The 25,199-nt window shown below is 65.8% G+C and carries 20 protein-coding genes and 1 pseudogene; 8 read left to right on the forward strand and 13 right to left on the reverse strand.

Annotation, left to right across the window (positions count from 1 at the left end):
- Positions 1-152: 152 nt before the first annotated feature.
- Together gspD and gspE are read left to right on the forward strand one after the other, a co-directional pair.
- The gene (gspD, locus tag AB3147_RS10880; protein WP_367351928.1) at positions 153-2,534 is read left to right on the forward strand and encodes a type II secretion system secretin GspD; all 2,382 of its coding nucleotides are present in this window, start codon (positions 153-155) and stop codon (positions 2,532-2,534) included.
- Entirely contained in the window at positions 2,531-3,958 is a 1,428-nt protein-coding gene (gene gspE / locus AB3147_RS10885; RefSeq protein ID WP_367351929.1) for a type II secretion system ATPase GspE, read from the forward strand. Before gspD ends, gspE begins: the two co-directional genes overlap by 4 nt.
- 348 nt (positions 3,959-4,306) lie before the next feature.
- Here the strand turns inward: gspE and AB3147_RS10890 are convergent, their stop codons facing one another.
- A complete protein-coding gene (locus AB3147_RS10890; RefSeq protein ID WP_438860971.1) occupies positions 4,307-5,998 on the reverse strand; it encodes an EAL domain-containing protein in 1,692 nt (563 codons plus the stop codon).
- A gap of 387 nt (positions 5,999-6,385) precedes the next feature.
- On the opposite strand from AB3147_RS10890, the gene AB3147_RS10895 reads away from it, so the two are divergent.
- Complete coding sequence (locus tag AB3147_RS10895) at positions 6,386-7,408, forward strand: MerR family transcriptional regulator (protein WP_367351931.1); 1,023 nt, start codon at positions 6,386-6,388, stop codon at positions 7,406-7,408.
- Between the two features lie 380 nt (positions 7,409-7,788).
- On the opposite strand, the pseudogene AB3147_RS10900 reads toward AB3147_RS10895, so the two are convergent.
- The 11 genes and pseudogenes from AB3147_RS10900 to AB3147_RS10950 all read right to left on the reverse strand — a co-directional run bounded on the left by AB3147_RS10900 (position 7,789) and on the right by AB3147_RS10950 (position 15,604).
- Positions 7,789-8,681: pseudogene (locus AB3147_RS10900) on the reverse strand (DUF2332 family protein).
- A 349-nt stretch (positions 8,682-9,030) separates the two neighbouring features.
- Entirely contained in the window at positions 9,031-9,795 is a 765-nt protein-coding gene (gspN, locus tag AB3147_RS10905; RefSeq protein ID WP_367351932.1) for a type II secretion system protein N, read from the reverse strand.
- A 79-nt stretch (positions 9,796-9,874) separates the two neighbouring features.
- Entirely contained in the window at positions 9,875-10,459 is a 585-nt protein-coding gene (gene gspM, locus AB3147_RS10910) for a type II secretion system protein GspM (RefSeq protein WP_367351933.1), read from the reverse strand.
- Positions 10,456-11,448, reverse strand: a complete 993-nt coding sequence (gspL, locus tag AB3147_RS10915; RefSeq protein WP_367351934.1) for a type II secretion system protein GspL — start codon at positions 11,446-11,448, stop codon at positions 10,456-10,458. The genes gspM and gspL overlap by 4 nt, the downstream gene beginning before the upstream one ends.
- Positions 11,445-12,452: a type II secretion system minor pseudopilin GspK gene (gene gspK / locus AB3147_RS10920; RefSeq protein WP_367351935.1), complete on the reverse strand. Its 1,008-nt coding sequence runs from the start codon at positions 12,450-12,452 to the stop codon at positions 11,445-11,447. The genes gspL and gspK overlap by 4 nt, the downstream gene beginning before the upstream one ends.
- Positions 12,368-12,679 (reverse strand): hypothetical protein, encoded by a 312-nt coding sequence (locus AB3147_RS10925; protein WP_367351936.1) that lies wholly within the window; start codon positions 12,677-12,679, stop codon positions 12,368-12,370. The genes gspK and AB3147_RS10925 overlap by 85 nt, the downstream gene beginning before the upstream one ends.
- A gap of 15 nt (positions 12,680-12,694) precedes the next feature.
- Positions 12,695-13,300 carry a prepilin-type N-terminal cleavage/methylation domain-containing protein gene (locus AB3147_RS10930; protein ID WP_438861020.1) on the reverse strand — a complete coding sequence of 202 codons (606 nt, stop codon included), beginning with the start codon at positions 13,298-13,300 and terminating at the stop codon, positions 12,695-12,697.
- 2 nt (positions 13,301-13,302) lie between these two features.
- Positions 13,303-13,704: a type II secretion system minor pseudopilin GspI gene (gene gspI, locus AB3147_RS10935; RefSeq protein WP_367353533.1), complete on the reverse strand. Its 402-nt coding sequence runs from the start codon at positions 13,702-13,704 to the stop codon at positions 13,303-13,305.
- Between the two features lie 232 nt (positions 13,705-13,936).
- A complete protein-coding gene (gene gspH / locus AB3147_RS10940; RefSeq protein ID WP_367351938.1) occupies positions 13,937-14,425 on the reverse strand; it encodes a type II secretion system minor pseudopilin GspH in 489 nt (162 codons plus the stop codon).
- Positions 14,397-14,825, reverse strand: coding sequence for a type II secretion system major pseudopilin GspG (gene gspG / locus AB3147_RS10945; RefSeq protein WP_175126123.1), 429 nt, complete (start codon positions 14,823-14,825; stop codon positions 14,397-14,399). The genes gspH and gspG overlap by 29 nt, the downstream gene beginning before the upstream one ends.
- A gap of 335 nt (positions 14,826-15,160) precedes the next feature.
- Positions 15,161-15,604 (reverse strand): hypothetical protein, encoded by a 444-nt coding sequence (locus AB3147_RS10950; RefSeq protein WP_367351939.1) that lies wholly within the window; start codon positions 15,602-15,604, stop codon positions 15,161-15,163.
- Positions 15,605-16,519: 915 nt separating this feature from the next.
- Here AB3147_RS10950 and AB3147_RS10955 point away from each other — a divergent pair.
- From AB3147_RS10955 to AB3147_RS10965, 3 genes are read left to right on the forward strand one after another with little or no spacing between them, the layout of a single operon-like run.
- Positions 16,520-18,508 carry an alkaline phosphatase family protein gene (locus AB3147_RS10955; protein ID WP_367351940.1) on the forward strand — a complete coding sequence of 663 codons (1,989 nt, stop codon included), beginning with the start codon at positions 16,520-16,522 and terminating at the stop codon, positions 18,506-18,508.
- 21 nt (positions 18,509-18,529) lie between these two features.
- Positions 18,530-18,724, forward strand: coding sequence for a hypothetical protein (locus AB3147_RS10960; protein WP_175126126.1), 195 nt, complete (start codon positions 18,530-18,532; stop codon positions 18,722-18,724).
- Between the two features lie 35 nt (positions 18,725-18,759).
- Positions 18,760-20,931, forward strand: a complete 2,172-nt coding sequence (locus AB3147_RS10965) for a phosphocholine-specific phospholipase C (RefSeq protein WP_367351941.1) — start codon at positions 18,760-18,762, stop codon at positions 20,929-20,931.
- Between the two features lie 3 nt (positions 20,932-20,934).
- Here AB3147_RS10965 and AB3147_RS10970 read toward each other — a convergent pair whose 3' ends face one another.
- Positions 20,935-21,837, reverse strand: a complete 903-nt coding sequence (locus tag AB3147_RS10970) for a LysR substrate-binding domain-containing protein (protein WP_367351942.1) — start codon at positions 21,835-21,837, stop codon at positions 20,935-20,937.
- A 93-nt stretch (positions 21,838-21,930) separates the two neighbouring features.
- On the opposite strand from AB3147_RS10970, the gene ggt reads away from it, so the two are divergent.
- Both ggt and AB3147_RS10980 read left to right on the forward strand, forming a co-directional pair.
- A complete protein-coding gene (ggt, locus tag AB3147_RS10975) occupies positions 21,931-23,559 on the forward strand; it encodes a gamma-glutamyltransferase (protein WP_367351943.1) in 1,629 nt (542 codons plus the stop codon).
- 47 nt (positions 23,560-23,606) lie between these two features.
- The gene (locus AB3147_RS10980) at positions 23,607-25,118 is read left to right on the forward strand and encodes an ABC transporter substrate-binding protein (RefSeq protein ID WP_175126130.1); all 1,512 of its coding nucleotides are present in this window, start codon (positions 23,607-23,609) and stop codon (positions 25,116-25,118) included.
- Positions 25,119-25,199 lie beyond the last annotated feature (81 nt).

The following is a 25,199-nucleotide window of genomic DNA, read 5'->3' on the forward strand; positions in this document are numbered from 1 at the left end:
GCCGAAATCGCCAAGAGCCCCGAATTTAAAGGGTTTCCAGCCCGTTACCTTGCCTTGGAAATATGACCGTAGTGTTGCAGTCACACCCCGTATACTCCGACGCGCTTTCACGTTTTCTCAAACGATTTCTCGTCTCGGGCAACTATTTCGTCATGCGTCACATCGCGCAATTCAGCCTCGCTTTCCTGCTTGCCGCAAGCCAACTCGGACCCGCCGCCAGCACGGCTCATGCACAACAGGCGGACAACCGCGTCAGCCTGAACTTCGTCGACACGGACATCCCCGCAGTGTTGCGCGCGCTGTCCCTGTTCACGCAGCGCAACTTCCTGGTGGACCCTCGCGTCAAGGGCAAGCTCACGCTGGTTTCGGACCGGCCCGTGGATAGCGCGCAGGCGCTCTCCATGCTGACGGGCGCGCTGCGCTTGCAGGGCTTTGCCATCGTCGATGTCGACGGCGTGACGCGCGTGGTGCCCGAGGCCGACGCCAAGCTGCAAGGCAGCGCTGTCGTGGGTGGCCCGGGCGTGGGCGGTGCCCGTCCGGCGGGCGCCGCGACCGCTGCGGGCGGCAGGGCGCCCGTGCCCGTGTCAGCCTTTGCCAAAAGCGGCGGCAACAGCGGCGAAATGCTGACGCGCGTGTTTCCGCTGAAGTATGAGAACGCCGCGAACCTGGTGCCGGTGCTGCGCCCCATGGTGCCGCCCAACAACCCGATCAACGCGTACCCCGGCAACAACACGCTGGTCGTGACGGACTACGCCGACAACCTGGAACGCATCGCCGCCGTCATCGCGCGCATCGACGTGCCCAGTTCGATGGACACCGACGTCGTGCCGGTGCAGTCGGCCATCGCCACCGACATCGCCATCCTGGCCTCGCAGTTGCTGGACACGCAGAGCAGCGATCCGACGCAGCGCATCGCCATCGTGGCGGATCCGCGCAGCAACAGCGTGCTGGTGCGCTCGGGCAGCCCGGCCCGCACACGTCTTGCGCGCGAGCTGATCCAGAAGCTGGATGCGCAGCAGAACCGCGCGGGCAACCTGCACGTGGTCTACATGCGCAACGCGCAGGCCACGCGCATCGCCGAGGTGCTGGGCGGACTGCTGACGGGCCAGGCCAATTCCGCGCCCGGCGCGGCCCCCGGCGCCAGCAGCAGCACCGGCGGCACGCAGGGCGGCGCGCGCACGCAGAACACCGCCAGCAGCACGTCCAACCAGGCCGGGCTGGGCATGTCCAGCCAGTCGGGCTCATCCCGCGGCGGCCTGTCCGGCGAACAGGAGCGCATCGCGCGCGAAGACAACTCGTCGCAAGCCGTGTCGTATTCCGCGGGCGGCGCCACCATCCAGGCGGACCCCGCCACCAACTCGCTCATCATCTCCGCGCCCGAGCCGCTGTACCGCAGCCTGCGTGAAGTGATCGACCAGCTTGACCAGCGCCGCGCACAGGTGCTGGTGGAAAGCCTGATCGTGGAAGTCAGCGAGGAAAAGGCCGCGGAATTCGGCATCCAGTGGATGACCGGCGCGGGCAACATCAACGGCAACGGCACCAGCTTCATCGGCGGCACGAACCTGGGCGGCAGCGGCATCACCGGCAACGGCCCGACGTCCATCGACGCGCTGGGCGGCGGTCTGAGCCTGGGCGTGGTGAAGGGGACTGTGGATGTGCTGGGCAACGAAGTCATCAACCTGGGCGTGCTGGCGCGCGCCATGCAGAACACCGGCGAAGCCAACATCCTGTCTACGCCCAACCTGCTGACGCTGGATAACCAGTCGGCCAGCATCCTGGTGGGCAAGACGGTGCCGTTCGTGACGGGGCAGTACGTGACCTCGGGCAGCAACGGCAGCTCGAACCCGTTCCAGACGATCGAACGCGAGGACGTGGGCCTCAAGCTCAACATCCGACCGCAGATCTCCGAAGGCGGCGCGGTCAAGCTCGACATCTACCAGGAAGTCAGCAGCATCGACGAAAGCCGCTCGACCCCCACGACCGGCATCGTCACCAACAAACGCGCCATCGACACCAGCGTGCTGATCGACGACGGCCAGATCATCGTGCTGGGCGGCCTGCTGGAAGACAACGTGACGCTGACGTCCAATAGCGTGCCGGGGCTGGGCTCGCTGCCCGTGATCGGTTCGCTGTTCCGCTACGACACGCGCAAGCGCACCAAGACCAATCTGATGGTGTTCCTGCGTCCCTACGTGGTGCGCGACGCCAACCGCAGCGCCAGCGTCACGATGGACCGCTACGACTACATGCGCCGCGCGCAGGGCGCCGTGCAGCCGCGCGATCATTGGGCGCTGCCAGACATGCAGGCGCCGATCCTGCCGCTGCCGGGTTCCGCGCCGTCGGTGTCGAACAACGCCTACGATCTTCGCCCTGAACAGCAGGCGCAAACGCTGCGCCGCCCGCCGCCCACCACGGTGGAGACCTTTGCGGTGCGCCAGTATCCCGGCGCGCCGCCCGCGCCCGCGCAGCAGCCCATCCGCGCGCCGCGGCCGGTCATGATGACGGTGGCGGTGGACCCCGAGAAGCTGCTATGAGCGCGCACCCCTTGCCCTACGCCTGGGCCCGCGCGCAGCGCGCGGTGCTCTCGCTGCGCGGTGGGCAGGCGCAACTGACGGTCAGTCCGCGCACGCCCGAATGGGCCGTGCGCGAAATCCGGCGCTGCCACGGCGATATCGGCCTCACGCAGATCGACGACGAAGCGCTGGAGACGTTGCTGACCGCGGCCTACAGCCACTCGGAAGACGCGGCGTCGGTCATGGGCGTGGCGGAGAACGAGATCGACCTCGATCGCCTGATGCAGGACATGCCGGAAGTGGCGGACCTGCTCGAAGCGCAGGACGACGCGCCCGTGATCCGCATGATCAACGCGCTGTTCGCGCAGGCCGCGCGCGACGGCGCCAGCGACATCCACATCGAGCCCTTCGAAACGCATTCCGTGGTCCGCTACCGCGTCGACGGAACGTTGCGCGATGTGGTGTCCCCGCGCAAGGCGCTGCATGCCGCGCTGATCTCGCGGATCAAGATCATGGCGCACCTGGATATCGCCGAAAAGCGCCTGCCGCAGGACGGCCGCATCGCGCTGCGCGTGGGCGGCCGGCCGATCGACGTGCGCGTGTCCACGCTGCCGACCGGCCATGGCGAACGCGCCGTGCTGCGTCTGCTGGACAAGGAAGCGGGGCGCCTGCAACTGGAAAAACTGGGCATGAGCCCCGGCGTGCTGTCACAGCTGGACCGCCTGATCCGCCAGCCGCACGGCATCGTGCTGGTGACTGGCCCGACCGGCAGCGGGAAGACCACCACGCTGTACGCGGCGCTGAGCCGCCTGGACGCTTCCACCAGCAACATCCTGACGGTGGAAGACCCCATCGAATACGACCTGGCCGGCATCAGCCAGACGCAGGTCAACGCCAAGATCGACATGAGCTTCGCGCTGGCCCTGCGCGCCATCCTGCGCCAGGACCCGGACGTCATCATGATCGGCGAGATCCGTGACCTGGAAACCGCGCAGATCGCGGTGCAGGCGTCGCTGACTGGCCACCTGGTGCTCGCCACGCTGCACACCAACGATTCCGTGTCGGCGGTCACCCGCCTGACGGACATGGGGGTCGAGCCTTTCCTGCTGGCGTCGTCGTTGCTGGGCGTGCTGGCGCAACGCCTGGTGCGCAAGCTATGTCCCGCTTGCAAGGCGCCGTCGATGCTGAACGGCGTGCAGGTGTTCCACCCCGTGGGCTGCGAGGCCTGCAACCACACTGGCTACAGCGGCCGCTCCGGCATCCACGAGCTGTTCACGGTGGACGACGAGGCCCGCCGTTTGATCCACGAAGGCCGCGACGAACGCGAACTGCGCCGCGCCGCGGCTGCGTCGGGGATGCGCAGCATGCGCGAGGACGGACAGCGGTGGGTTGATGCGGGGCAGACGTCGCCGGAGGAAATTTTGCGGGTGACGCGGGACGCGTAACGCTGGCAGTTGCTTGGCGTCGGACACCTCACTTCGTTCCACACACTTCGCCCGGTGTCTGACACCCGGGTGAGTTTGCCTTCCTATTGTGCAGGCCTTCCCTGGGTGTCCGACACCTTCGCCTGCCCGTCGCCGCCCTTGATGTCGAAGTTCATCCAACTTGAGATTTGGTTCACCGAACTTGGCCTGTAAGTGGGCGGAATGTCGGTTGAGCGGCCGACAGCTTGCGACCCAAAGCGGACCGTGAGCCGACCGATGGAAGGCTGAAGATGCCTTTGGTGGGATTGATGGGTTTTGCGGGCGTTGACTGTATCGACTCCGCCATAGCGTCAGCGCGCGTCCTGTGCATCAAGCCCGTCGCATGAATTCTGCAAAGGCATCTGAGTCCAATGGACGGCTAACCAGATAACCCTGGATGGAATCGCAGCCGACATCCTTCAGCTCATCGGCTTGATGTTGGTGCTCGACTCCTTCGGCGACCGTTTTCATGCCCAGCGACCGAGCAAGAGCGACGATGCCTCGAATTACCGCCGACGCCTTTTCCGACGCCGCCAGCCCCGAGACAAAGGATTTATCGATCTTGAGCGTGTCCACAGGCAGTCGGACCAGATAGCTCAAACTTGAGTATCCCGCACCGAAGTCGTCGAGCGACGCGGATACCCCGGCCTTTTTCAGTGCGGAAAGGACTGAAGTCGCCATTTCAATATCGCTTACCAGGCAATCCTCCGTGATTTCTACATCGAGCAGGGCGGCGGAGATGCCATGTTTACTGACGACATTTTGAATTCGATCTGCTAGCCCGATATCGAGTAGTTGTCGAGCAGAAAGGTTCAGGCTGATTCGCGGTGCGGTGACGCCCATTCGTTGCCATGCGGCGATATGCATGCAAACCGCATTAAGCAGCCATTCCACAAGTACGTCTTCATATGGAGATTCAAGCAGCAAAGTCAGGAATGCGTCAGGCGTCAGCAAGCCCCTGTCCGGATGACGCCAGCGAAGAAGCGCCTCGGCGCCGACCAGGGAGGCATCGGCGAGTGATATCTGAGGCTGAAAATGAAGCTCGAACTGGTTTTCCGAAAATGCCGTACGGAGATCGGAGCGTAATGCGACACGGTTGCGCACGCCCCTGTCCAATATCACGTCATACGTGCGGACCTGAAGCCCGCCAGCCGACTTGGCTGCATACATGGCCGTATCGGCCTGACTCAGCAATGTCTCGGCGGTTGCCGGCTCTTCTCCCATGAGCGCGATACCAATGCTAGCCGACAGAGGGATCGCTCGACCGCCTACTTCGAACGGCATTGCCAGCGCGTTGAGCACCGAAAATGCGCACGCTTCGGCCGCGCGTTTCGTGGTCTTGCGCAACAGTAGAACAAACTCGTCACCCCCTACGCGCGCAACAAAAAAGGCAGGTCCGAGGCTTGCGGTGAGCCTTATCGAAAAATCACGCAGGAGTTCGTCACCAGCAGCATGGCCGAATGCGTCATTGACTTCCTTTAGGTGGTCCAAGTCGATAAAAAGCACCGCGACAGAGACCCCAGTCGTCGTGCTTGGCACGGCAGCGCCAGCTACTGCGCGAGACAGTGCTTCCATGCAACTGCGTCGATTCGCCAACCCGGTCAGATAATCGTGACTCGCTTCAAACTCTAACTGGGCGGCGTGCTCGTGTTCTCGGGTGACGTCGCGAAAAAGTACCGTAATGCCCTCGTCGTGACGAAACGAGCGCGCTTCGAACCAAGTGCGAAGCGGGGGGTAGTAGCCGGTGTGACAGCCGGGACGTCCTGTCGCCGCTGTTTGCCGGTAGATGCGGTAATAGCCGGAGTTCACCAAGTCCGGATAGCACTGCCAGATGTTGCGTCCTAGAAGGTTGTGACGCTCCTGCTGCAAATACCTCTCGGCGGTACCGTTGAGGTACGTGAAGCGCCAAGACTTGTCTATCGACATGAATCCGTCGCTAAGGCTATCAAGCATTTCCGCCAGATGAGCTGGCGCGGGCTCGTGGGGCCGAGCAGCCAGTGGATGGTGCGTATGTCGTGCCATTTTTCGGACCTATGTTCGCGTGGAACTTAAGAGCCAACTGTTGGCCCGCAAACCGTGGGTCGTAGTATTTTAGCTGCCTGCTCTGACTCATGGAGGACAAGGGGTAGGCCATACGAATCGCCTCTGATCACCATTCTGAAACCGCCGAGTAGTACCGCTCATGGCCGCGAACTGCCCTCAGCGACCGGCCGATAGCGACCCGAAACGGTCGGGCGGCCGTGACATAGCCCGGTACCGTTGCGCGGTCGACCTCCGTGCGCCACCTCCGGCCTGCTGCGGCGGCCGACATCCAATTAAACCCTGACCGCCCACAGGACTTGCAGCACCGCTTGACCCTCACGTAACGTGATGGCCCAAAGTTTGGCCTGCGTATTCGAAGGAGGAAACATGCAACTGACCGTAGGAGAACTGGCAAAGCGTACCGGGCTGACCGTCCGCACGCTTCACCACTACCACGCGATTGGTTTGTTGACGCCTTCAGCGCGCGCCGAAAACGGCTATCGCCTGTACGGTCGCGACGAGATTGCCCGGCTGCATCAGATCCAGGCATTGAGTCGTTTCGGATTGGCGTTGGCGGAAATTGGCGCTTACCTGGACCAGCCCGGCGCGCGCTTGGCGGACGTGATCTCCCGGCAGCTTGCCATGCTGGACCGCCAGCTACAGCAGGCCGCGCACCTGCGCGAACGCTTGGCGCAACTGCACGAGCAGCTGGCGGACGGCACGGAGCCTGAGCTGGCCGATTGGCTGAAAGCTTTGGAGATGATGACTATGTATGATAAATATTTTTCGCGAGAAGAACTGGCGCGTTTGCCCCTGTACACCCGTGGGCCGGACGGCGACCCGGACTGGCTTGCATTGGTCCACGAAGTGGAGCAGCTAATGGAGCAGGGCGTGGCGCCCGAGGAGGCTAAACCTCGCCAACTTGCCCATCGCTGGATGGAACTGCTGCTGCGCGATACCAACGGCGATCCGCGCTTGTTGGTGAAGCTGAACCAAATGCACGATCAGGAGCCCGACATGCAGACGCACGTCGGCATTTCCAAAGCCATGCGCGATTATGTGCTGCGCGCCTTCTCGGAAAGCAAGCTGCTTATCTACGAAAAATATCTGACGCCGGACGAAGCACGGTTCATGCGCGAGCATTACTGCGACAGGATTTCGGAATGGCCACCGTTAATCGCAGAGGTCCGGAACGCTATTGATGCGGGCGCGGCGCCCGACTCGGAAGCTGGGCGGGCGCTGGCGCGGCAGTGGTTGGAACTGTTCAGTTCGTATGCGGGCAAGAACCCGGCCACCCACGCCAAGTTCCGGCAGGCACTGATGACAGAGCCCGACTTGACCGCTGGCACATGGGCGGACGACGCGACGCTGGCGTTTGTGCGGCAGGCGATGGGGACGCTGGCGAAGTAGCCAGCCCCCTGACTTCCTGACTTCCCGGCACAAGCCGGCGGGCAAGGTGAATGGACAAGTGGCGAAACTCATTGCCGCCGCAATACGACAGCTTCGATGCCAGACCTCCCTTGTGGCATCGGTCATGTAAGGTTCCGTTCGTTGCTGGGGAGCGGTCTTTCGTGGTGGGCGATGAGGGGCTGCCGACGTTCACTGACCCCGCAACATCCGCCAAAGCAAGAGGCCGCACTAGGCGGCCATTGCTTTGGACGCACGGCGGGGCCGCGCGTTCGAATCCGCAAGGACGGCCATCGGTGTGATCCGGCAGCTTTCGACCCAAAGTGGTCTCTCGTCTCTACATTTCGAAGATTCCGATGGCGGTTGGCAAAGAAAGCGTTGGATCACAGCCATTGCAACGCGCCACCATGCGGATCCGTCCAGGCCGACGCATGGCCATTGGTACATAACAGGAACATCCCGGACGGTTGCGGCGTGGCCGCGGGCAAGAACTGCGGAAATACCAAAGGACTTTCATTGCTGATCCAGACGCAACGCGAGGCCAACATGCTGCGTGCAAATTCATTGCGCAGTGCCTGGTCCATAACGTAGTTCAGAACAGCGGAGTGATACACAACCACGGTCGCTTCCGCCGGAGCCTTTTCGATTAAGGAAGCAAGATCCCGCAGCAGATCGCCCCGGACGATCTGAGGCGGCTCGCGTCCGCAGATCCGCAGCGCCGACTGAAGGCGTGCGAGTCGATTGGGCTCAAATCCAGTCCAGCCCTCCACACGACTTCAGGATAGGTGTGGGGGAGCGGACCCGCGCCGGTGACCTCACAAGAGAATACCGGATAGTCCGAATCGTCTCGACACGGAACCAGGCGTTGGGAACCCCAGTCGTAGCCGTATTTGTCCATCAGCAGGCACAGCCCTGCGGAGGCCCCCACCTCGATGAGCGCTATCTTGCCCGCGATCGAAGCGAGAGCAGGCAGCAATACCGCACAGCGCCCTGGTTCGTTGGTCTGCGTGGAACGCGCCAACATGAGGGCCCGGATGGCGTCGCCATGTTGGGCCAAGCCTGCATCGAATTCCGCAGTCGAGGTAGGCGCACCTACGGTATGCCGGAACGCTGCAAACAGCAGGTTTGGTTGCTGCTTATCTACAGGCAGACTCTGTAAAAACGCCAGTGCGTCAAACGAATTCGCGACATGCAATGCCCATTTTTCATACAACGGCGAGCGACCCGCCGCCTCGATCTTTGCAAACCTCAAGTAGCGGTCAGCAATCGGATCCATGCCATCCCCCCTTACGCAGATGAGTCCCGGCTGAGTAGCACCGCTCGCGTAAGTCAGCCATGCTACTAAGCACCTAGCTGCTGGAATTGACGTTGCATTATGACCGCTCCTGGCCGGTAGTGGTCATTGGTCGCCCAGGTCTGGCTCACCGCCGTTTTAGGGTGCGCGAGGGGGCTGGGATTGGAGAGCATCGTGATGTGATGGACTCGATCAGCTACCCAGTTCAATGAACTTTCTGGGGAAGAATGCCAAATTCAATGAACCATTGCGGACAGAGTAAATGAACCAAACATCACTAAGTCGTTGACTTCCAAGGCGTCGGGCTTCCACCTCAAGTGAACTTCGACACTTATCGCGCCGATTTCCCCACGCTGAACGTCACTGTGTCGCCCGAGCGGCGGCCCAGTGTCGACATCAGGCCGTCCAGCGCGGCGCGGTCGGCTTCGCTGGCCGATCGAGCGAACGTGACCTCACCCTGAAAGTTCAAACCGCGGGGGCCGGTGCCGCCCTGGCCCTTCACGTCGAGCAGGCCGCTTTCTGTGCTCAATACCAGCGTGGCGCCGCTCTTTCCGCCTTGTGCCCGCAACAAGTAGGTGCCCACCGGCGTGATGGGCGAGAGCGCAGTCGCGGCATTGCGCCAGCGCAAATCGACGGCCGGGCCGGGCGGGAGCGGGGCGCCCAGGCGCAGGGGCTGCCAGCTGATTTCCAGCATGCCTTGCGGCGACAACGTATTCCAAGGCGCGCCGAGCGCGGGCAGGACCGTCGCGGGCACGCGCAGGGACGACGCAGGCAGCGCCAGGCCGTTCCACCCGGGGCGCGCGCGTAAGGTGCCCTGCAGCCAGGGATGCGAGATGTCGAGCGCCAGCGTGTCCCAGCGCCATTGCCACTGCACCGGTTGCGGCAGCACGCGGCGCGCCCCTTGGGCGCCCAGTGCGACCCAGGCACTGCCGCGCCACAGCGTTCCGCTGGCGTCGGCCAGTGTGACCGGCGCGTCGTCCGGCAACAGCGTCAACACCCAGCGCGCGGGCAGCACAGCGGCGCCTGCGGCGGCGGCGCATAGGACGCCGGCGAACCACAGTCCTGCGACGCGGCGAGAGGGAAGCTTCACAGGCATGAGTAGCTCCCGATTGCAGCGCACATCGTGCCAACCCTCTGCGGGCCTGCCGCGCGGTCCAAGAGAATCTTTACGACCATCACCGGCTCCCCGCCGCCTGCGGCGGCAGCAGCACGACCTTGCCGTTGACCAGGCCCGGCAGCGGACGTCCATTGGCGTTCGCGGCGCGTGACAGGTCCACCTTGGAGATGGCCAGCCCCCAGTCGCGTCCCGCACCGTCCAGCCAGCGCATCAGCGCCGACGACGGCGCCTGGTCCAGCGACAGTTCCACGCCACCGCCTATCGCATCCGCCAGCTTCCATTGCCCCGCGGGCAGGCCGGCGCGTTCCAGGCTGGCCGACAATTCCGCCGTGCTGGGCATCCCACCCGTGGGCGCGGCGCTGCGCTGGCGCAGGGCGGCGGCTTGCGCGGTCAGGTCGGCCACGGTGGCGGCCTGGGCGCGTAGTCCCGGCAGCTCCGTCTGCAGCTTGCGTACCGTGTTCAGGGCGGGTTCGATCAGGGTGACGAAGCCGATCGCCGCGCCAAGCAGCAAGGCGGCTCCGGTGACGAGGCGCCGTTCGCGCGGGGCCAGCGCCTGATAGCGCTGGCGGGCGCGCGCGAGCGCCGGATCCACGGGTTTGCGCGCGGCCTGCCACGCGGTTTGAAGTCGGTAAAGCGGTTTCATGGTTGGCTGCGCACGATGCGCCAGGTGTTGTCGGTGTCGCCGCGTTCCAGCTTCAGCCCCAAAGCGGCGGCCTGCTGGATCAGCGCGGGGGTTTCGGCGACGCGTTGCGCCTGCGGACCGGCGTCCGCCAGCTGCAACGTCAGCGCCTGATCGGCGTAGGTCAGGTGCGCGACCTTGTCGGCCGCAAAGGGCAGGGCCTGCGCGGCGGCGCGCGCCAGCGGCAGGAAGTCGCCCGCGCTGGCGGCGCCGCGGTTGGCCTGCAACGCGTCCAGCCCTTGCTGCGCCTGACGCGCCGGGTCCAGCACGACCGGCACGTTGGGAAAGGCCGCCAGCACCTGATCGTGCATGCCGCGCTGCAAGGCGTCGGCCTCGCCGCGCAACTGCGCCGCGTAGATATTCAGTCCTGCAATCCACACCACCGCGGCCAGCGCGCCCCAGCGCCACACTGGCTGCCAGCGCGACACGCTGACCGGGGCAAGCTGCGGCATCGCCAGCGACCATGCGGGCGAGGGCGCGTGCCAGCGCGGATCCGCGGGATCGCGCAACGGCGCATCCGTGGCCGGCGCCAGCGTCTGCGGCGCGATCAGCGCGCGCACGCGCAGCCCTTGCTGGCTCAGCAGGCTCCACGCGCGCCGAACCGGCTCGCGTGGAGACCACGCCAGCGGCACGGAGCCGTCCGTGGCACGTGTGCCGTACCCGATCGCCAGACTATCCAGATCGCTCAGCACCAGCGGTTCCAGCGCACCGCGCACGGCCGCGCCAAAATGTGCGCGCGTCACCGCAGGGATCTGTACCGTCGCGGCGATGACGTCGGCAGGGTGCAGCACGGCTTCGCACACGGCCTGCGGCCAGGCGTTCCCGAGCGCGCGCAGCGCCAGCTCGCCTTGCCGCACGCAGCGGCCGCGCCGGTCGAACCACGCGTAGGGCAGCGGCGAATCGGCGCCAAATTCCTCCAGCGCGGGCAGGGCGATGCGCAGGGTGTTCTTCAAGGTGTTTCTCTCGTCCAGATGGTTTCGGGCGCGGCCGGCGGGGCGCTGCGCATCAGCGCCTGCATGGAGACGCGCGCCCGTTCGTAGACCACGGTGCCGCTGGCCAGGAACCAGCCGCTGTTGGTGGAGACCGACGGGGCGGGCGTCTTCACGCCCGTGCCCGCCAGCCGATTGGCGAAATCGCCCGTGTTGTTGAACCAGTTGCCGCGATCGCGCTCGCCCGCCATTGCGCGCGCCTGCGCCAGCGACAGCCCCGGCACCAGCGCCGCGATAACCTCGGCGGGCGCGGTGTTGACGTTGACCGTGGTGGCCGAAGGCAGCAGCGTCATCGTGCGCCGCAGCGCATTGCGCATCGGCGGCTCCAGCCCCAGCAGGGCGGCCACTTCGTCGACCCCGCGCGGCAGCGGCGCGCGCGCCTGCGGGCCGGGCCGCGCTGCGGTGTTCGGGGCGGTGTCTGGGGTGGCGTTAGGGGTGGCGTTAGGGGCGGCGTTAGGCCCGGTGTTCGAGGCGTTCGCCGCCAGCGCGGGCGGCTGCGCCGACGCGACGATGTCTACGATCCGCGCGGCCAGCGTATCGGGCAGTTCCAGCATGCCCAGCAGACGCCGCAGGATTTCTTCCTGCTCCGGTTGCGGCACGCCGTTGCGCGCCAGGTTGTAGAGGTTGTACTTACCCTGTTCGTCCTGCACACCGCCCGAAAACACCGCCACGCGATCGTCGCCCGGACGTTCGATGCGGGTGTCCAGCACCGGCGTGGCCCAGATCTGGTCGCCGCGGGTGGTGGGCTCGCGCCGGCCGTGGTCTCGCACGACCAGCCGCGCCCAGTCGATCCCGCTCGCCAGCATCGCGCGCGCCTGCACCCGCGCCAGTTCATTTTCCACGCGGCGTGTGCTGGCAGTCTGCCGCTGAAACAGGCTGGTCGTCAGCGCAGCCACGATTGCGACGACGATGAGCGCGCTGACGACCGCCGCGCCGCGTTGGCGGAGCGCGGTGGGGGTGTAGCGCACGGCGACTGGATCTTGTGTGTTGCGTGCGCCAAATGCATCAGCTGCGCCGGATGCGGCAGATGCAGCAGATGCAGCAGATGCAGCAGATGCAGCAGATGCAGCAGATGCAGCAGAGGCAGCAGATGCAGCAGATGCAGCAGATGCGTCAGATGCGCCAGATGCGCCGATTGCGCCGATTGCGCCGATTGCGCCCCTTGCGCCGCGCGCGCCACCTCTGCCAGTTCCATGAATGACCACCCGGCTCATGGCAGCTCCAGGACGCGCGTATAGCGCCGCAGGTCGCCCGGCACCCCGCGTTCAAACGCGATCTCCAGACCGCTAGGCGCGGCGGCAAACGAGGCGTTGGCGTCCGCCCAGCCCACGCCCGGCACCCAAGCGCGCAGCGCGAGCGACCGCACGCCCGGCAGCAATAGCACGCCGTCATTCGCCGCAGGCAACGGACTGCGCGGCACGGACGGTCCGCCCACCCGCCACAAACCGTCGCGGCGCACCTGCCATTGAATACGCTGCCACAACCCGTTGCCATCCGGATCGGGACGCAGAATCTCCAGCGTCTGCGCGCCCGCCGCGCGCGGGAGCAGGCGCAAGCCCGTCGTGAACGCCACCGCGTCCAGTCCCGGCGAATCAAAGGCCGGCCCCGTGTACGACAACTCGACGTCCCGCGCCATCTGCCCCAACGTGCGCACGATGGCATCCGTATCCTCGGCCTGCGCGGCAATCAGATCGCGCGCGCCCGACACGCTGGCCAATCCGCGCCAGGCCATCAGGCTGACCAGCGCCATCAGCGCCAAGGCGACCAGCACCTCGATCAGCGTGAAGCCGGCCTGCGATTGCGGAGAACGGCGCATCGTCATCGCAGGCTGGACAGCAGTCCGTCAAGCTGCAGCAGAATCGCCCCGTCGCGCGAAGACGCGGCGTCGTGGACCTTCACCGCCACCTGCCGGAAGCTTCGGTTCATGGAGTTGGTGAACACCAGTTCGCATTGCAACGCCAGCCCGCCTTGCGGACACGGCACCATCTGCGTGCCGGCGCGCGGCAAGGCCTGCTCCAGTCGCAATTGCGTCAGCGCGTTCTGCGCGGCCAGCAACGCCAGCGTCTTGTCCTGCAGCGCGCGGTTGTTCGCCGCCATCACGCCGGTGGCGCGCAGCGCCGCGCCCATCGCCACGGCGATGATCGCCAGCGCGACCAGCACTTCGATCAGCGTGAAACCGCGCTCGCGGTTGCGCGGACGGCGAAACGCGGCGCCCGCCACGCTTGGGTGAGCTTGGCCGCTGGCGCCTGGGGCAGAGTCCCCGGCGTTGCCGTGGCGGGCGTCACCGGCGGCGGCATTGCTGGCTTTGTCGACGGCGTCATCGACGGCTTCATCGACCGCTTCAACGACCGCTTCATCGACCGCTTCATTAACAGGCAGACCGAAAGTGTCATCGACAGCATCATCAACAGCCTCATTGACGACTTCATCCGCGGCCACCTCGGAAGCCATCTCAGCGAATCTCATAGCGCCCCGCAGCGTCGCGTTGCAGCGTCACGTGCGCATCCGCCGCGCTCAGCGTCAGCGTCATCGGCGCGGCAACCCATTCGGTATTGAAGATCAGCGGGCGGTCCGGATCCAACCGCCATTGCACCGGCGAGGCCGACCACGACTGCGGCCGCAGCACCTCATCGCTTTCCAATCGGTCGACAGGCACGGGAATATCGTCCTGCGCCGTGGGGCCCGCCGAACGGCCCGCGCGCTCGAACGACCAGCCCTGGCCGTTCGCCAGCCAGCGTATGTTGCGTCCGTCGCTGCGCGCTTCGCTCTGCGCTACCGTAAACGCATCGGCAAGACGCTCGGCATCAGCCCGCAAGCGGTTGTCGCCCCGGCCGACAGACAGGCTCACCATGCTCGCGGCAATGGCCACGATCACCAGTACTACCAAAACTTCGACCAGCGTGAAACCGCGCTCAGAGGTCCCAGGAACCGATGTCGGCATCGCCGCTTTCTCCGCCGGGCTTGTTGTCGGCGCCAAACGAGAAGACGTCGACGTCGCCTTTGACGCCGGGGCTCAGGTATTGATAGGGGTGGCCCCACGGATCGTTGGGCAGCTTGTCCAGATAGCCGCGCCAGTTGGCCACGCCATCAGGCTTTTGCGCCAACGCCCGCAGGCCCTGCGCAGTAGTGGGATAGCGGCCATTGTCCAGGCGATACAGCTTCAGCGCCTGCATGATGCCGCCGATGTCCTGACGGGCAGCGGCCTGGCGCGCCTGGTCGGGGCGATCGAGCACACGCGGCACCACCAGCGCGGCCAGAATCCCCATGATCACAATCACCACCATGATCTCGATGAGGGTGAAGCCCTGCTGGCGGGCAAGCCCGCGCGGTAACTGACGCACTTTGCAACTCCGGTCTATCTGTTGAAGCCCGGGATTGTGGACATGAAATATGACAGTAATGCGCACGCCGGGAGATCGCCCCGTTCGTCCTTGCGCGGCTTTGTCGCTAGCTGCTGAATTACTAGATGCTGATTCACGAGCTGCTGAGTCACAAGCTGCTAAGTCACAAGGTGCTAAGTCACAAGCTGCTAAGTCGCAAGCCGAACATTCACGGGCTGCTAGTTCACGAGATGCAGGTTCAAGAACCGCCGATTCCATAGATCGTTCGTCAGGACGCGCAGCGTTGCCAGCCTGCCGCCTGTCATTGGCTCATGCGTCGCGGCCCCATCCCGCGCCTACTTCTCCCGCGTGATCCCGCCCGGCGCATCCTTGGCCGCCGGCGTCGCCAGACGGCTTGCGCGGCCCGACTGTTCGACCGTCACGGCATCCGCGGCAATGTCGCGCAGCACGATCCCCGGCGCCACTTCCGCGCCGGCCCGCCACGCCAGCGGCGGTCCGCCGTCCACGCTCAACACCGCCGCGCCGTCAGGGCCGGCCGCGATCACGCCCAGCACGGTGATCTGCGTACGCATAGCCTCATCCTTGCCGAACCACAACGCCACCGGCGTGTTGTCGGCCGCGCGCGGCGCAGCCGCGGAGACGGCCGGGGGCAGGGGGCCGGGCTGCGGCGCAAGCAGGATCGACGCCCACACCCCAAGCACCGCGGCAAAGGCCAGCACGGCGAGGACGCGCAGCGCGGCTGGCGCGGAGGGCAGGGGCAGGCGCAAGGACAAAGGCATGGCATTCAGGCAAGGGCAATAAGACGCGGCCGACTATAGCGGCGTTTCATGACAGCAATGCAATAGCAGCAACCAGACGGTAGCAATACGACGGTGTCAGACACCTGGGGAGACTCCCGCGGCAAATGCTCGTTGGCTTGCCGCGACGTCTCAGCGGGTGTCAGACACCTCGTCTCAAGGGGAGAGCCTCGTCGGTATGCCGCGATGTCTCAGCGGGTGTCAGACACCGAGAGAGGTCGGGCACCAAGACGTTGCCGGACCCGCGAAGATGGAGCCACACGCGAAGCGTCATCGCCACGACGCAAGACACCGTGTAAGTCCGCGGAGGCCGCCCGCGCGGCCGAACGTGGACGGGCCCCGCAAGCCGCTTCTAACCCGGGCACATCTCCAACAGAACGCCAAGCACGCTGACCGTCCCGCCGCCCGGCAAGCTTGAACTGCTCGAGTCCGGTGCGGTGGCGGCCCGGGGCGCGCGGGGCGTCGATAAGCCCGAGGGAATCGGAAGGCAGGCGCCGAAGGCGACAACGACGATGACGACGGGGAAGTCCGGAGCGAAGGCTCCGGACCGCAATCGTGGCCCCGCGCGCCCCGGGCCGCCACCGTGCCGGACGCCTCAAGAACTCAACGCCCCCCCGACCCAGACGCCTCACCGGCGTCAGACACCCAGCATCACCGCGCCGCCGGCCGCCAAAAATCCCCCCCCCCTCCCTTGCCCAACAAGCAACCGACCCATCCAAAAAGCCCCCCAGCATTGCCCCATACGCAAAAGAATCCTGATTCAGCAATCAACGTTTCTCTCCTTTGCTTCACGGGTCTTTCACGTTCGATCGCCACCATGTCGCCCAGCGTAAGACCCCCTTCATGAAAAAGAGAAGAGAAGCAATGCAGACATTGAATTGGAGAAGATGGTGCGCCATGTTGCTGGCGACCAGCGCGTTGGCCGGCTGTGGCGGCGGCGATGATGATGATGACGCGCCCGTCGCTCCGCCACCGCCGACCCAGCCCCCCGTGACAACGCCCGGCGAGGCGCGCATCGACAAAGTGCTGTTCGTCGGCGTAGACGGCCTCACCTACGACGCGCTGCGCCGCGGCGCCGCCGACAACACGCTCCCCAACCTGAGCCAGCTGACCGTCACTCGCGCCTGGACCGGCGGCGTCACCGGCACCGTGACCCAGCAACCCACGCTCACCGCACCCGGCTGGGCCACCTTGCTGACCGGGCAATGGGCCGACGTCCACGGCGTGCGCTCCAACGCGCAAGGCCAGGGCATGAAAGCCCCCAGCCTCTTCCAACGCATCAAGACCGCGCAGCCAGAAGCGCGCACCGCCGGCGCCTTCAACTCGCCGCTGCTGGCCGGCCTCTTAAGCACCGACCGCGACGCCGGCTACGTCCAGACGCTGACCGACTGCGCCGGCCAAGACGACTGCGTCGCCTCCCAAACCCGCGACCGCATCGCCGAAGGCTACGACCTCGTCGTCGCCCAATTCGCCGCGCCCGAACGCGCCGCCGCCGAAGACGGCTTCGGCACCACCTACGAAGCCGTCATTCGCCAGACCGACGCCGCCCTGGGTGTGCTGACCAAGCAACTGGCCGACCGCCGCGCCGCCCATCCCAACGAAAACTGGCTCATGGTCGTCGCGTCCAGCCACGGCCTCGACAAAACCGGCGGCAGCGACGGCCTGCCGTTCTCCTCCAACAAAACCATCCTCCTAGCCGCCAATCAACCGTCCCTGCTCGGCGGCAGCGCCGATGACGCTTCGTTTGACGGCGTCTGGGACACCAATTGGTACGCGCTGCCCAGCGCCGCCGACGTCGCGCCCACCGTCCTCTCGCACCTGGCTGCATTGCCCCAAGCGGACGCCTACGACATGGCCGGCACCGCGCTCTCCGAACCGCTTGCGCTGCGCCGCGTCGCCACCCGCACCGCCATGGACAACAAGAGCGTCACCGTCAGCTGGGTGCGCGTCGGCGAACCCGCCGGCGACATCGTCGTCAGCCGCGACGGCAAAGAAGTCGCGCGCCTGCCCGGCACCGCCACCGAATACGTCGACACCGGCTTCACCTTCGACACCGAAGGCCTGCACGAGCTGGCGTACAGCGTCTCCGCTGGCCGCGCCGTCAGCGCAGCGCGCGCCTCGGTCGTCTACGCCAAACCGGTCCCACTGCTCGCCTCGCTGCGCACCGGCCTGACCATGTTCTTCCCCTTCGAAGGCGACGTGACCGACAAGGCCGCGGGCGGCGGCGCAATCACCCCGTTCGACGGTGCGCAGGCCCCGGCCTACGCCGACCCCGGCGTGTACGGCAAAAGCTTCCGGAACGAACGCGGCACGGCGGCCCTGGGCGCCTTCAAGCTCGACTACCCCGCAGGCCTCATGGACAGCGTCCAGGCCTTCACCATCGGCTTCTGGTATCAGTCCGACGGCACCGCCAACGACCGATCCATCGTAGGCAACAAAGACTACAACTCCGGCGGCAACCCCGGCATCACCATCGCCCAATGGGCAGGCCCCGAGCTGCGCTTCAACGTCGCCGGCGGCGGCAAACGCGCCGACATCAACGGCGTCAAGTTCACGGCCAACAAGCCCGTCTACATCGCCATGACCATCGACAAGACGGCCCGCACGATGACCGCCTACCGCTACGACAGCGAACTGGGTTTCGTGCGCAACGTCACGTCCACCGCCAACCCGGGCGTCGACCTGACCCAGATCGCCGGCATCTTCGGGCCGCATATCGGCCTGAACGAAGACGGCAAGGGCACCTACGGCATCTGCTGCGCCGGCACCAAGGGCCCGTACACCATGATTTTTGACGACCTCGCCTTCTGGTCGCGCGCGTTGACCGAGGAAGAAGTGAAATCCCTCGCCCTGTCCGGCAAGTCCGTCTCCGAACTGTTTCCCTGATGTCCCAAGGATAGATACCCCATGAGCAAGTCCATGATTTTGCGCGGTTTCCTGCGCGCCGGCGCGGTGCTGATGCTGACCGCCACCCTGGCCGCCTGCGGCGGCGGCGACGACGATGACGACGCCGGCACCCCCACCGACCCGGGCACTCCCACCCAGCCCGAGACGCCCGCGCCGCCGCCGCCCGCCAAGCCCGAACTGCGTTGCGCGCCCTGAGCCGCGCTTCTTGTAGACCCATAGGAAAAGCATCCGTGAAGTCCGAAAAAGACACGATCCACGCCGGCAAGCGCCGGTTCCTGCGCAACGCCGCCGCCTCCACTGCCGGGCTGACCGCGCTGTCGATGTTCCCGCCCGCCATCCGCCGCGCGCTGGCCATCCCCGCCAACAACCGCACCGGCACCATCAACGACGTCGAGCACGTGGTCATCCTCATGCAGGAAAACCGCTCGTTCGACATGTACTTCGGCACGTTCAAGGGCGTGCGCGGCTTTGGTGACCGCATCACCATTCCGCTGCCGCAGAACCGCTCCGTCTGGGAACAGACCAACGGCACGCGCGTCGTCATGCCGTATCACCTGGACAGCACCCAGGGCAACGCCCAGCGCGTGGCCGGCACGCCCCACGACTACGTCGACGCCCAGATGGCCTGGGACGGCGGCCGCATGGACCAATGGCCGCGCTACAAGCAGAACCAGTCCATGGGCTACTACCGCGAAAAGGAAGTGGAGTTCCAGTTTGCGCTGGCCGACGCCTTCACCCTGTGCGATGCCTACCACTGTTCGACGCACGGCGGTACCAACACCAACCGCCTGTTCCACTGGACCGGCACCAACGACCCGCTGGCGCAGGGCAATGGCCCGTCCACCCGCAACCAGTGGGACAGCCTGGGCGCCTCGAACATCGGCTGGACCTGGAAGACGTATCCCGAACGCCTGCAGGAAAACGGCGTCACCTGGAAGGTCTACCAGAACCTGCCCGAAAACTTCGGCGACAACCCCCTGGCCGGTTTTCAGCAGTACCGCCGCGCAAACGAACTGGCCGGCAACGGCAGCAACGGTGCGCCGTACCCGGCCTGGACGCCCAGCATGGACGCGGCCAACCCGCTCTACAAGGGCACGGCCAACACCATGCCCGACGGCGGCTTCCTGCAGGCCCTGCGCGATGACGCCCTGAACGGCACGCTGCCGCAGGTCTCCTGGATCGTCGCGCCTGCCAATTACTCAGAACACCCCGGCCCGTCCAGCCCCGTGCAGGGCGCCTGGTACATCCAGGAAACGCTGGACGCGCTGACCGCCAATCCGGACGTCTGGAGCAAGACCGTTCTGCTCATCAACTTTGACGAGAACGACGGCTACTTCGACCACGTGCCGCCGCCCGCTGCGCCGTCGCTGAACGCCGACGGCTCGATGGCCGGCGCTTCCACGGTCAACACCGACCTGGAACGCCACACGCACGCGTCCGCCCAGGACGCCGCCGACAATCGCGTCTACGGCCCCGGCCCGCGCGTGCCGATGTACGTCGTGTCGCCGTGGAGCCGTGGCGGCTGGGTCAATTCCCAGGCGTTCGACCACACGTCCGTGCTGCGCTTTCTGGAAGCCCGCTTCGGCGTCAAGGAAGAGAACATCAGCCCGTGGCGCCGCGCCGTGCTGGGCGACCTGACCTCGGCTTTCAACTTCGCGACGCCCAACGACGAGAAACTGTCGGGCCTCGACATCCTGACCCGCTCGGAGGCAGACCAGGAGCGCGCCGCCCAGCAGGCGTTGACGGCCGTGCCGCTGCCGGATCCGTCCACGCAGGCCAAGGGCATCCAGGAAAAGGGCGTGCGCAACTCCCGCGCCTTGCCGTACGAACTGCACACCAGCGGCCGCAGCCAGCCGGGCACCGGCAACATGTGGCTGGTGTTCTCGAACACGGGAAAGCAGGCCGCGGTGTTCCACGTCTACGACCGCCTGCACCTGGATCGCCTGCCGCGCCGCTACACGGTGGAGCCTGACAAGCAGTTGGAAGGCAGCTGGGACACGGCCGCCGATGGCGGCAAGTACGACCTGTGGGTGTTGGGCCCCAACGGCTGGCACCGCCATTTCGCGGGCGACCTGGCGCATGACCGCACGGCGCAGCAGGATGCCGAGATCCGCGTCTGCTACGACATCGCCAACGGCGACGTCTACGTCAGCTTCATCAACGCCGGCAAGACGACGTGCACGTTCGAGGTGATACCCAACGCCTATTACGCCAACCACGAACGCTGGACGTTCACGGTCCCGGCGGGCGGGCAGGTCGAGCAGCACTGGGCGCTGGCCGGCAGCCATGCTTGGTACGACTTCACGGTGCGATTGGCCGAGGATCCGTCGTGGCTGCGCCGCTTTGCCGGCCGCATCGAGACGGGCAAGGCGTCCGTGACCGACCCGGCCATGGCCGAGTAAGCCTCACGCGGCGGTTTGCGGTTCGCGTGCGCGGAAAGCCTGCGCGCACGCTTCGCAGATCGCCGCCGTGATGCCCTGGCGGGCATGCTCGCGGCGTTCCAGCATCCCGATGGAGCGCGACAGGGGCCCCAGGTCCTCAGGCAGGTAGAAAATCCGCAGTTCGGGGCTGTGCTGCCAGTTCGCGCCGTTGATCAGCGGCAGCAGCGTCACGCCGACCTCCTGGCGCACCAGTTCCACCAGCGTCTCGATGGCGTTCAGTTCCAGGAAGTCGTTGACCGGCACCGCCATGCGCCGCAGCAGGCGGTCGATCTGCAGCCCCGTGCGCTGGGTCCGGTCAAAGCGCAGGAACGGATTGCCCGCCAACACCTCGCGTGCGTCCCGGCCGGCTGCAGAACGCGGCGCGATCACCACCATCTGCTCTTCATATAGCGGCGTCCAGCGCGTGCTGGCCATCTTGCGGCCGGCTTCCACCAGGAACGCGGCGTCCAGCTCGCCGTCCTCCACCTTGCCCGCCAGTTCGCTGGCCTTGCCCGACAGAATGCGCACGTCCAGCTTGGGATGGGCCTTCTTCAGCCCCGAGATGACCTTGGACAGCGTGCCCATGCAGGACACGATGCTGCCCACCGACACCGATCCGGCCAATTCGCCGGGCGCGGTGCTCGGACGCCTGAGTCTGTCGTATAAATCCAGCAAGTGCTTGATCTCGGGCAGCAATTCGCGCCCGGCCGCGTTCAGGATGGCCAGACGCCCGCTGCGGTCGAAAAGTTCTCGTCCCAGCTCGGCTTCAAGCGACCGCATCTGAAAGCTCACGGCCGCCTGCGTCAGGGCGACCTGCTCGGCGGCCTCAGAGAAGGAACCGTGGTGCGCGACCGCCAGGAACGTGCGCAGAAATCGGATCGTACTCATAAAAAATTCTTTTATGACGGAACAAAAAATCAAATTGATTTAATTAAAGCACGAGAGTAACTTCGCCCGCTTAACCGTTAAGAGACCCGCCACATGAAAACCTTCGACTGGGCCAACCCGTATCCTTCCGTTCGCATCCCGCTGTTCGCCCGCAACGTGGTCTCCACGTCGCACCCGCTGGCGGCCCAGGCGGGGCTGCGCATGCTGCTCAAGGGCGGCAACGCCGTGGACGCCGCCATCGCGGCCGCAGCCACGATCGTCCTGGTCGAACCGGTCTCGTGCGGCCTGGGCGGCGACTGCTTTGCCATCGTGTGGGACGGCAAGGAGCTGCACGGCCTGAACTCGTCGGGCGTCGCGCCCGCCGCCTGGAACACTGAATACTTCAAGCGCAAATACGGCACCGGCGACAACGGCCTGGCCATCCAGCCCAGGCGGGGCTGGGACTCGGTCACGGTCCCCGGCGTGGTGGCCGGCTGGGCCGCGCTGCATGAAAAGCTGGGCAAGCTGCCGTTCGAACAGCTGTTTGAACCCGCCATCGAGATCGCCGAGCGCGGCTACGCCGTGCCGCCCGTGGTGGCGCACAAGTGGGCTGCCGCCGCCGAAGAACTGAAGTCGCAGCCCGGCTACGCCCAGGCCTTCCTGCCCGAAGGCCGCGCGCCCAAGGTCGGCGAGCACTTCCGTTTCCCCGACGCCGCCAACACGCTGCGCCGCATCGCCGAATCCAAGGGCCGCGACTTCTACGAAGGCGAGCTGGCCGAGCGCATCGCCGCCTTCAGCAAGGAATGCGGCGGCGCAATGACGCTGGAAGACCTGCGCGGCTACCGCCCGGAATGGGTCAAGCCCATCTCCAAGTCGTATCGCGGCTACGAGCTGCACGAAATCCCGCCGAACGGGCAGGGCATCGCCGCGCTGATCGCGCTGGGCATCGTCGAACGCTTTGACATGGCCGATATCCCCGTGGATTCGGTGCAATCGCAGCACATCCAGATCGAAGCCATGAAGCTGGCCTTCGCCGACCTGTACAAGTACGTGGCCGACCCGCGCGCCATGCAGGTCACGCCCGAACAGATGCTGTCGGACGCCTACCTGGACAGCCGCGCCAAGCTGATCCGTCTGGACCAGGCCACCCATTTCGAAGCCGGCCGTCCGCACGCGGGCGGCACCATCTACCTGACCGCCGCCGACGAAAACGGCATGATGATTTCGTTCATCCAGTCCAACTACATGGGCTTCGGATCGGGCGTGGTCGTGCCGGGCACCGGCATCAGCATGCAGAACCGCGGCGTGGGTTTCTCGATGGATCCCAAGTCGGCCAACGTGGTCGAAGGCGGCAAGCGCCCGTTCCACACCATCATCCCGGGCTTCCTCACGCGCGGCGGCAAGCCGGTCATGAGCTTTGGCGTCATGGGCGGCGACATGCAGCCCCAGGGCCACATGCAGACGGTCGTCCGCATGATCGACTACCACCAGAACCCGCAGGCCGCGTGCTGCGCCCCGCGCTGGAAGGTCAACCGCGACTTCACGCTGGATATCGAGACCAATATGAAGGCGTCTACGATTGCAGGTCTGAAGGATCTGGGCCATGCTCTGAAATCCGTTGACGATCCCTACATGGACTTCGGCGCTGGCCAGTTCATCTGGCGCATGGCCGAAAGCGACAACGAACTGGGCTACGTCGCCGCCAGTGACAGCCGTCGCGACGGCCAGGCGGTGGGTTTCTAAAGCGGTTCCTGATACCGGCAAATGCAGCAACAAGGGGAATAAACACAATGAAACGCTTGACCATGACCTTCGGCGCCAGCCTGCTGGCGCTGGCCGCCGGCGCCGCCAGCGCCCAGAACATCCGGATCGGCCTGCAGGAAGATCCCGATGTCCTGGACCCGCACCGCGCCCGCACCTACGTGGGCCGCATCGTGTTCACGTCGCTGTGCGACAAGCTGGTGGACATCGATCCCAAACTGCACTTCGTGCCGCAACTGGCCACCTCGTGGTCGTTCAGCGACGACAACAAGGTGCTGACCTTCAAGCTGCGCGACGACGCGCTGTTCCACGACGGCACCAAGTTCGACGCGGCCGCGGCCAAGGCCAACCTGGACCGCGCCATGAGCCTGCCGGACAGCCTGCGCAAGGGCGAACTGCGCTCGGTGGCCAAGGTCGACGCGCCCGACGCCACCACGCTGGTGCTGACCCTGAAGGAACCGGACGCCACGCTGCTCGCGCAACTGTCCGACCGCGCCGGCATGATGCTGTCGCCCAAGACCTTCTCGGACGACGTCGCCGCCGTGGGCCGCAAGCCCATCTGCTCGGGCCCGTACAAATTCGTCGAACGCATCCAGAACGACCGCATCGTCCTGGAAAAATTCGACCAGTACTACGGCGCCAAGGACTACGCGTTCAAGCGCGTGACCTTCCTGCCCATCCCGGACACCACCGTGCGCCTGTCCAACCTGCGCGCCGGCGACCTGGACATGCTCGAACGCCTGAATCCGTCCGACGCGCCGCAGGTCAAGAACGACGCCAGCCTGACGTTCGCGCCGGTCGCGGGCCTGGGCTTCCAGCAGTTCATGTTCAACGTGGGCAACGGCAAGCGCGCCGAAGACAACCCGTTCAAGAACAAGCTGGTGCGCCAGGCGTTCCAGTACGCCATCGATCGCAACGCCATCAACGAAGTGGCCGGCGGCGGCATCTTCGAACCCGCGCAGCAGCCGTTCCCGCCCGCCAGCCCCTATCACAGCGACAAGTTCCCGGTCACCCAGCGCGACGTGGCCAAGGCCAAGAGCCTGCTCAAGCAGGCGGGCGTGGACCGCGTGAAGGCCGAGCTGGTGTTTGGCAACAACACCACCACCTCGTCCATCGCCGAAATCGTCCAGGCCATGGCTGCCGAGGCGGGCTTTGACCTGTCGCTGCGCCCGACCGAATACGCGGCGCTCCAAAAGGAAGCTTCGGGCGGCAACTTCCAGATCGTGATGCTGGGGTGGTCCGGCCGGGTCGATCCCGACGGCAACATCCACGCTTTCGTTACCTGCAAGGGTGCACTGAACGACGGTCACTACTGCAATCCGGAAGTCGACAAGCTGCTGAACCAGGCTCGCACAGTCCCGGACGAAGCCAAGCGCAAGGCCATTTACGACCAGGCGCAGGCCATCATCCAGGACGAACTGCCCGGCGTGTACAACTACTACCAGCCGTGGCCCTTCGTGATGGGCAAGAAGGTCCAGGGCTTCACGCCCTATCCGGACGGTATGATCCGGCTCAAGGGCGTGACGTTCGCGCAGAAGTAATGTTGGGGCGGCGAATGCCCGCCGCGCCCGCCGGACGCGCCTTGCGCGTCCGGTTGTCGTTTGCGGCGGACGCGCATCGGG

This window comes from Achromobacter animicus (assembly GCF_040775605.1).
Taxonomy (GTDB): domain Bacteria; phylum Pseudomonadota; class Gammaproteobacteria; order Burkholderiales; family Burkholderiaceae_B; genus Achromobacter; species Achromobacter animicus.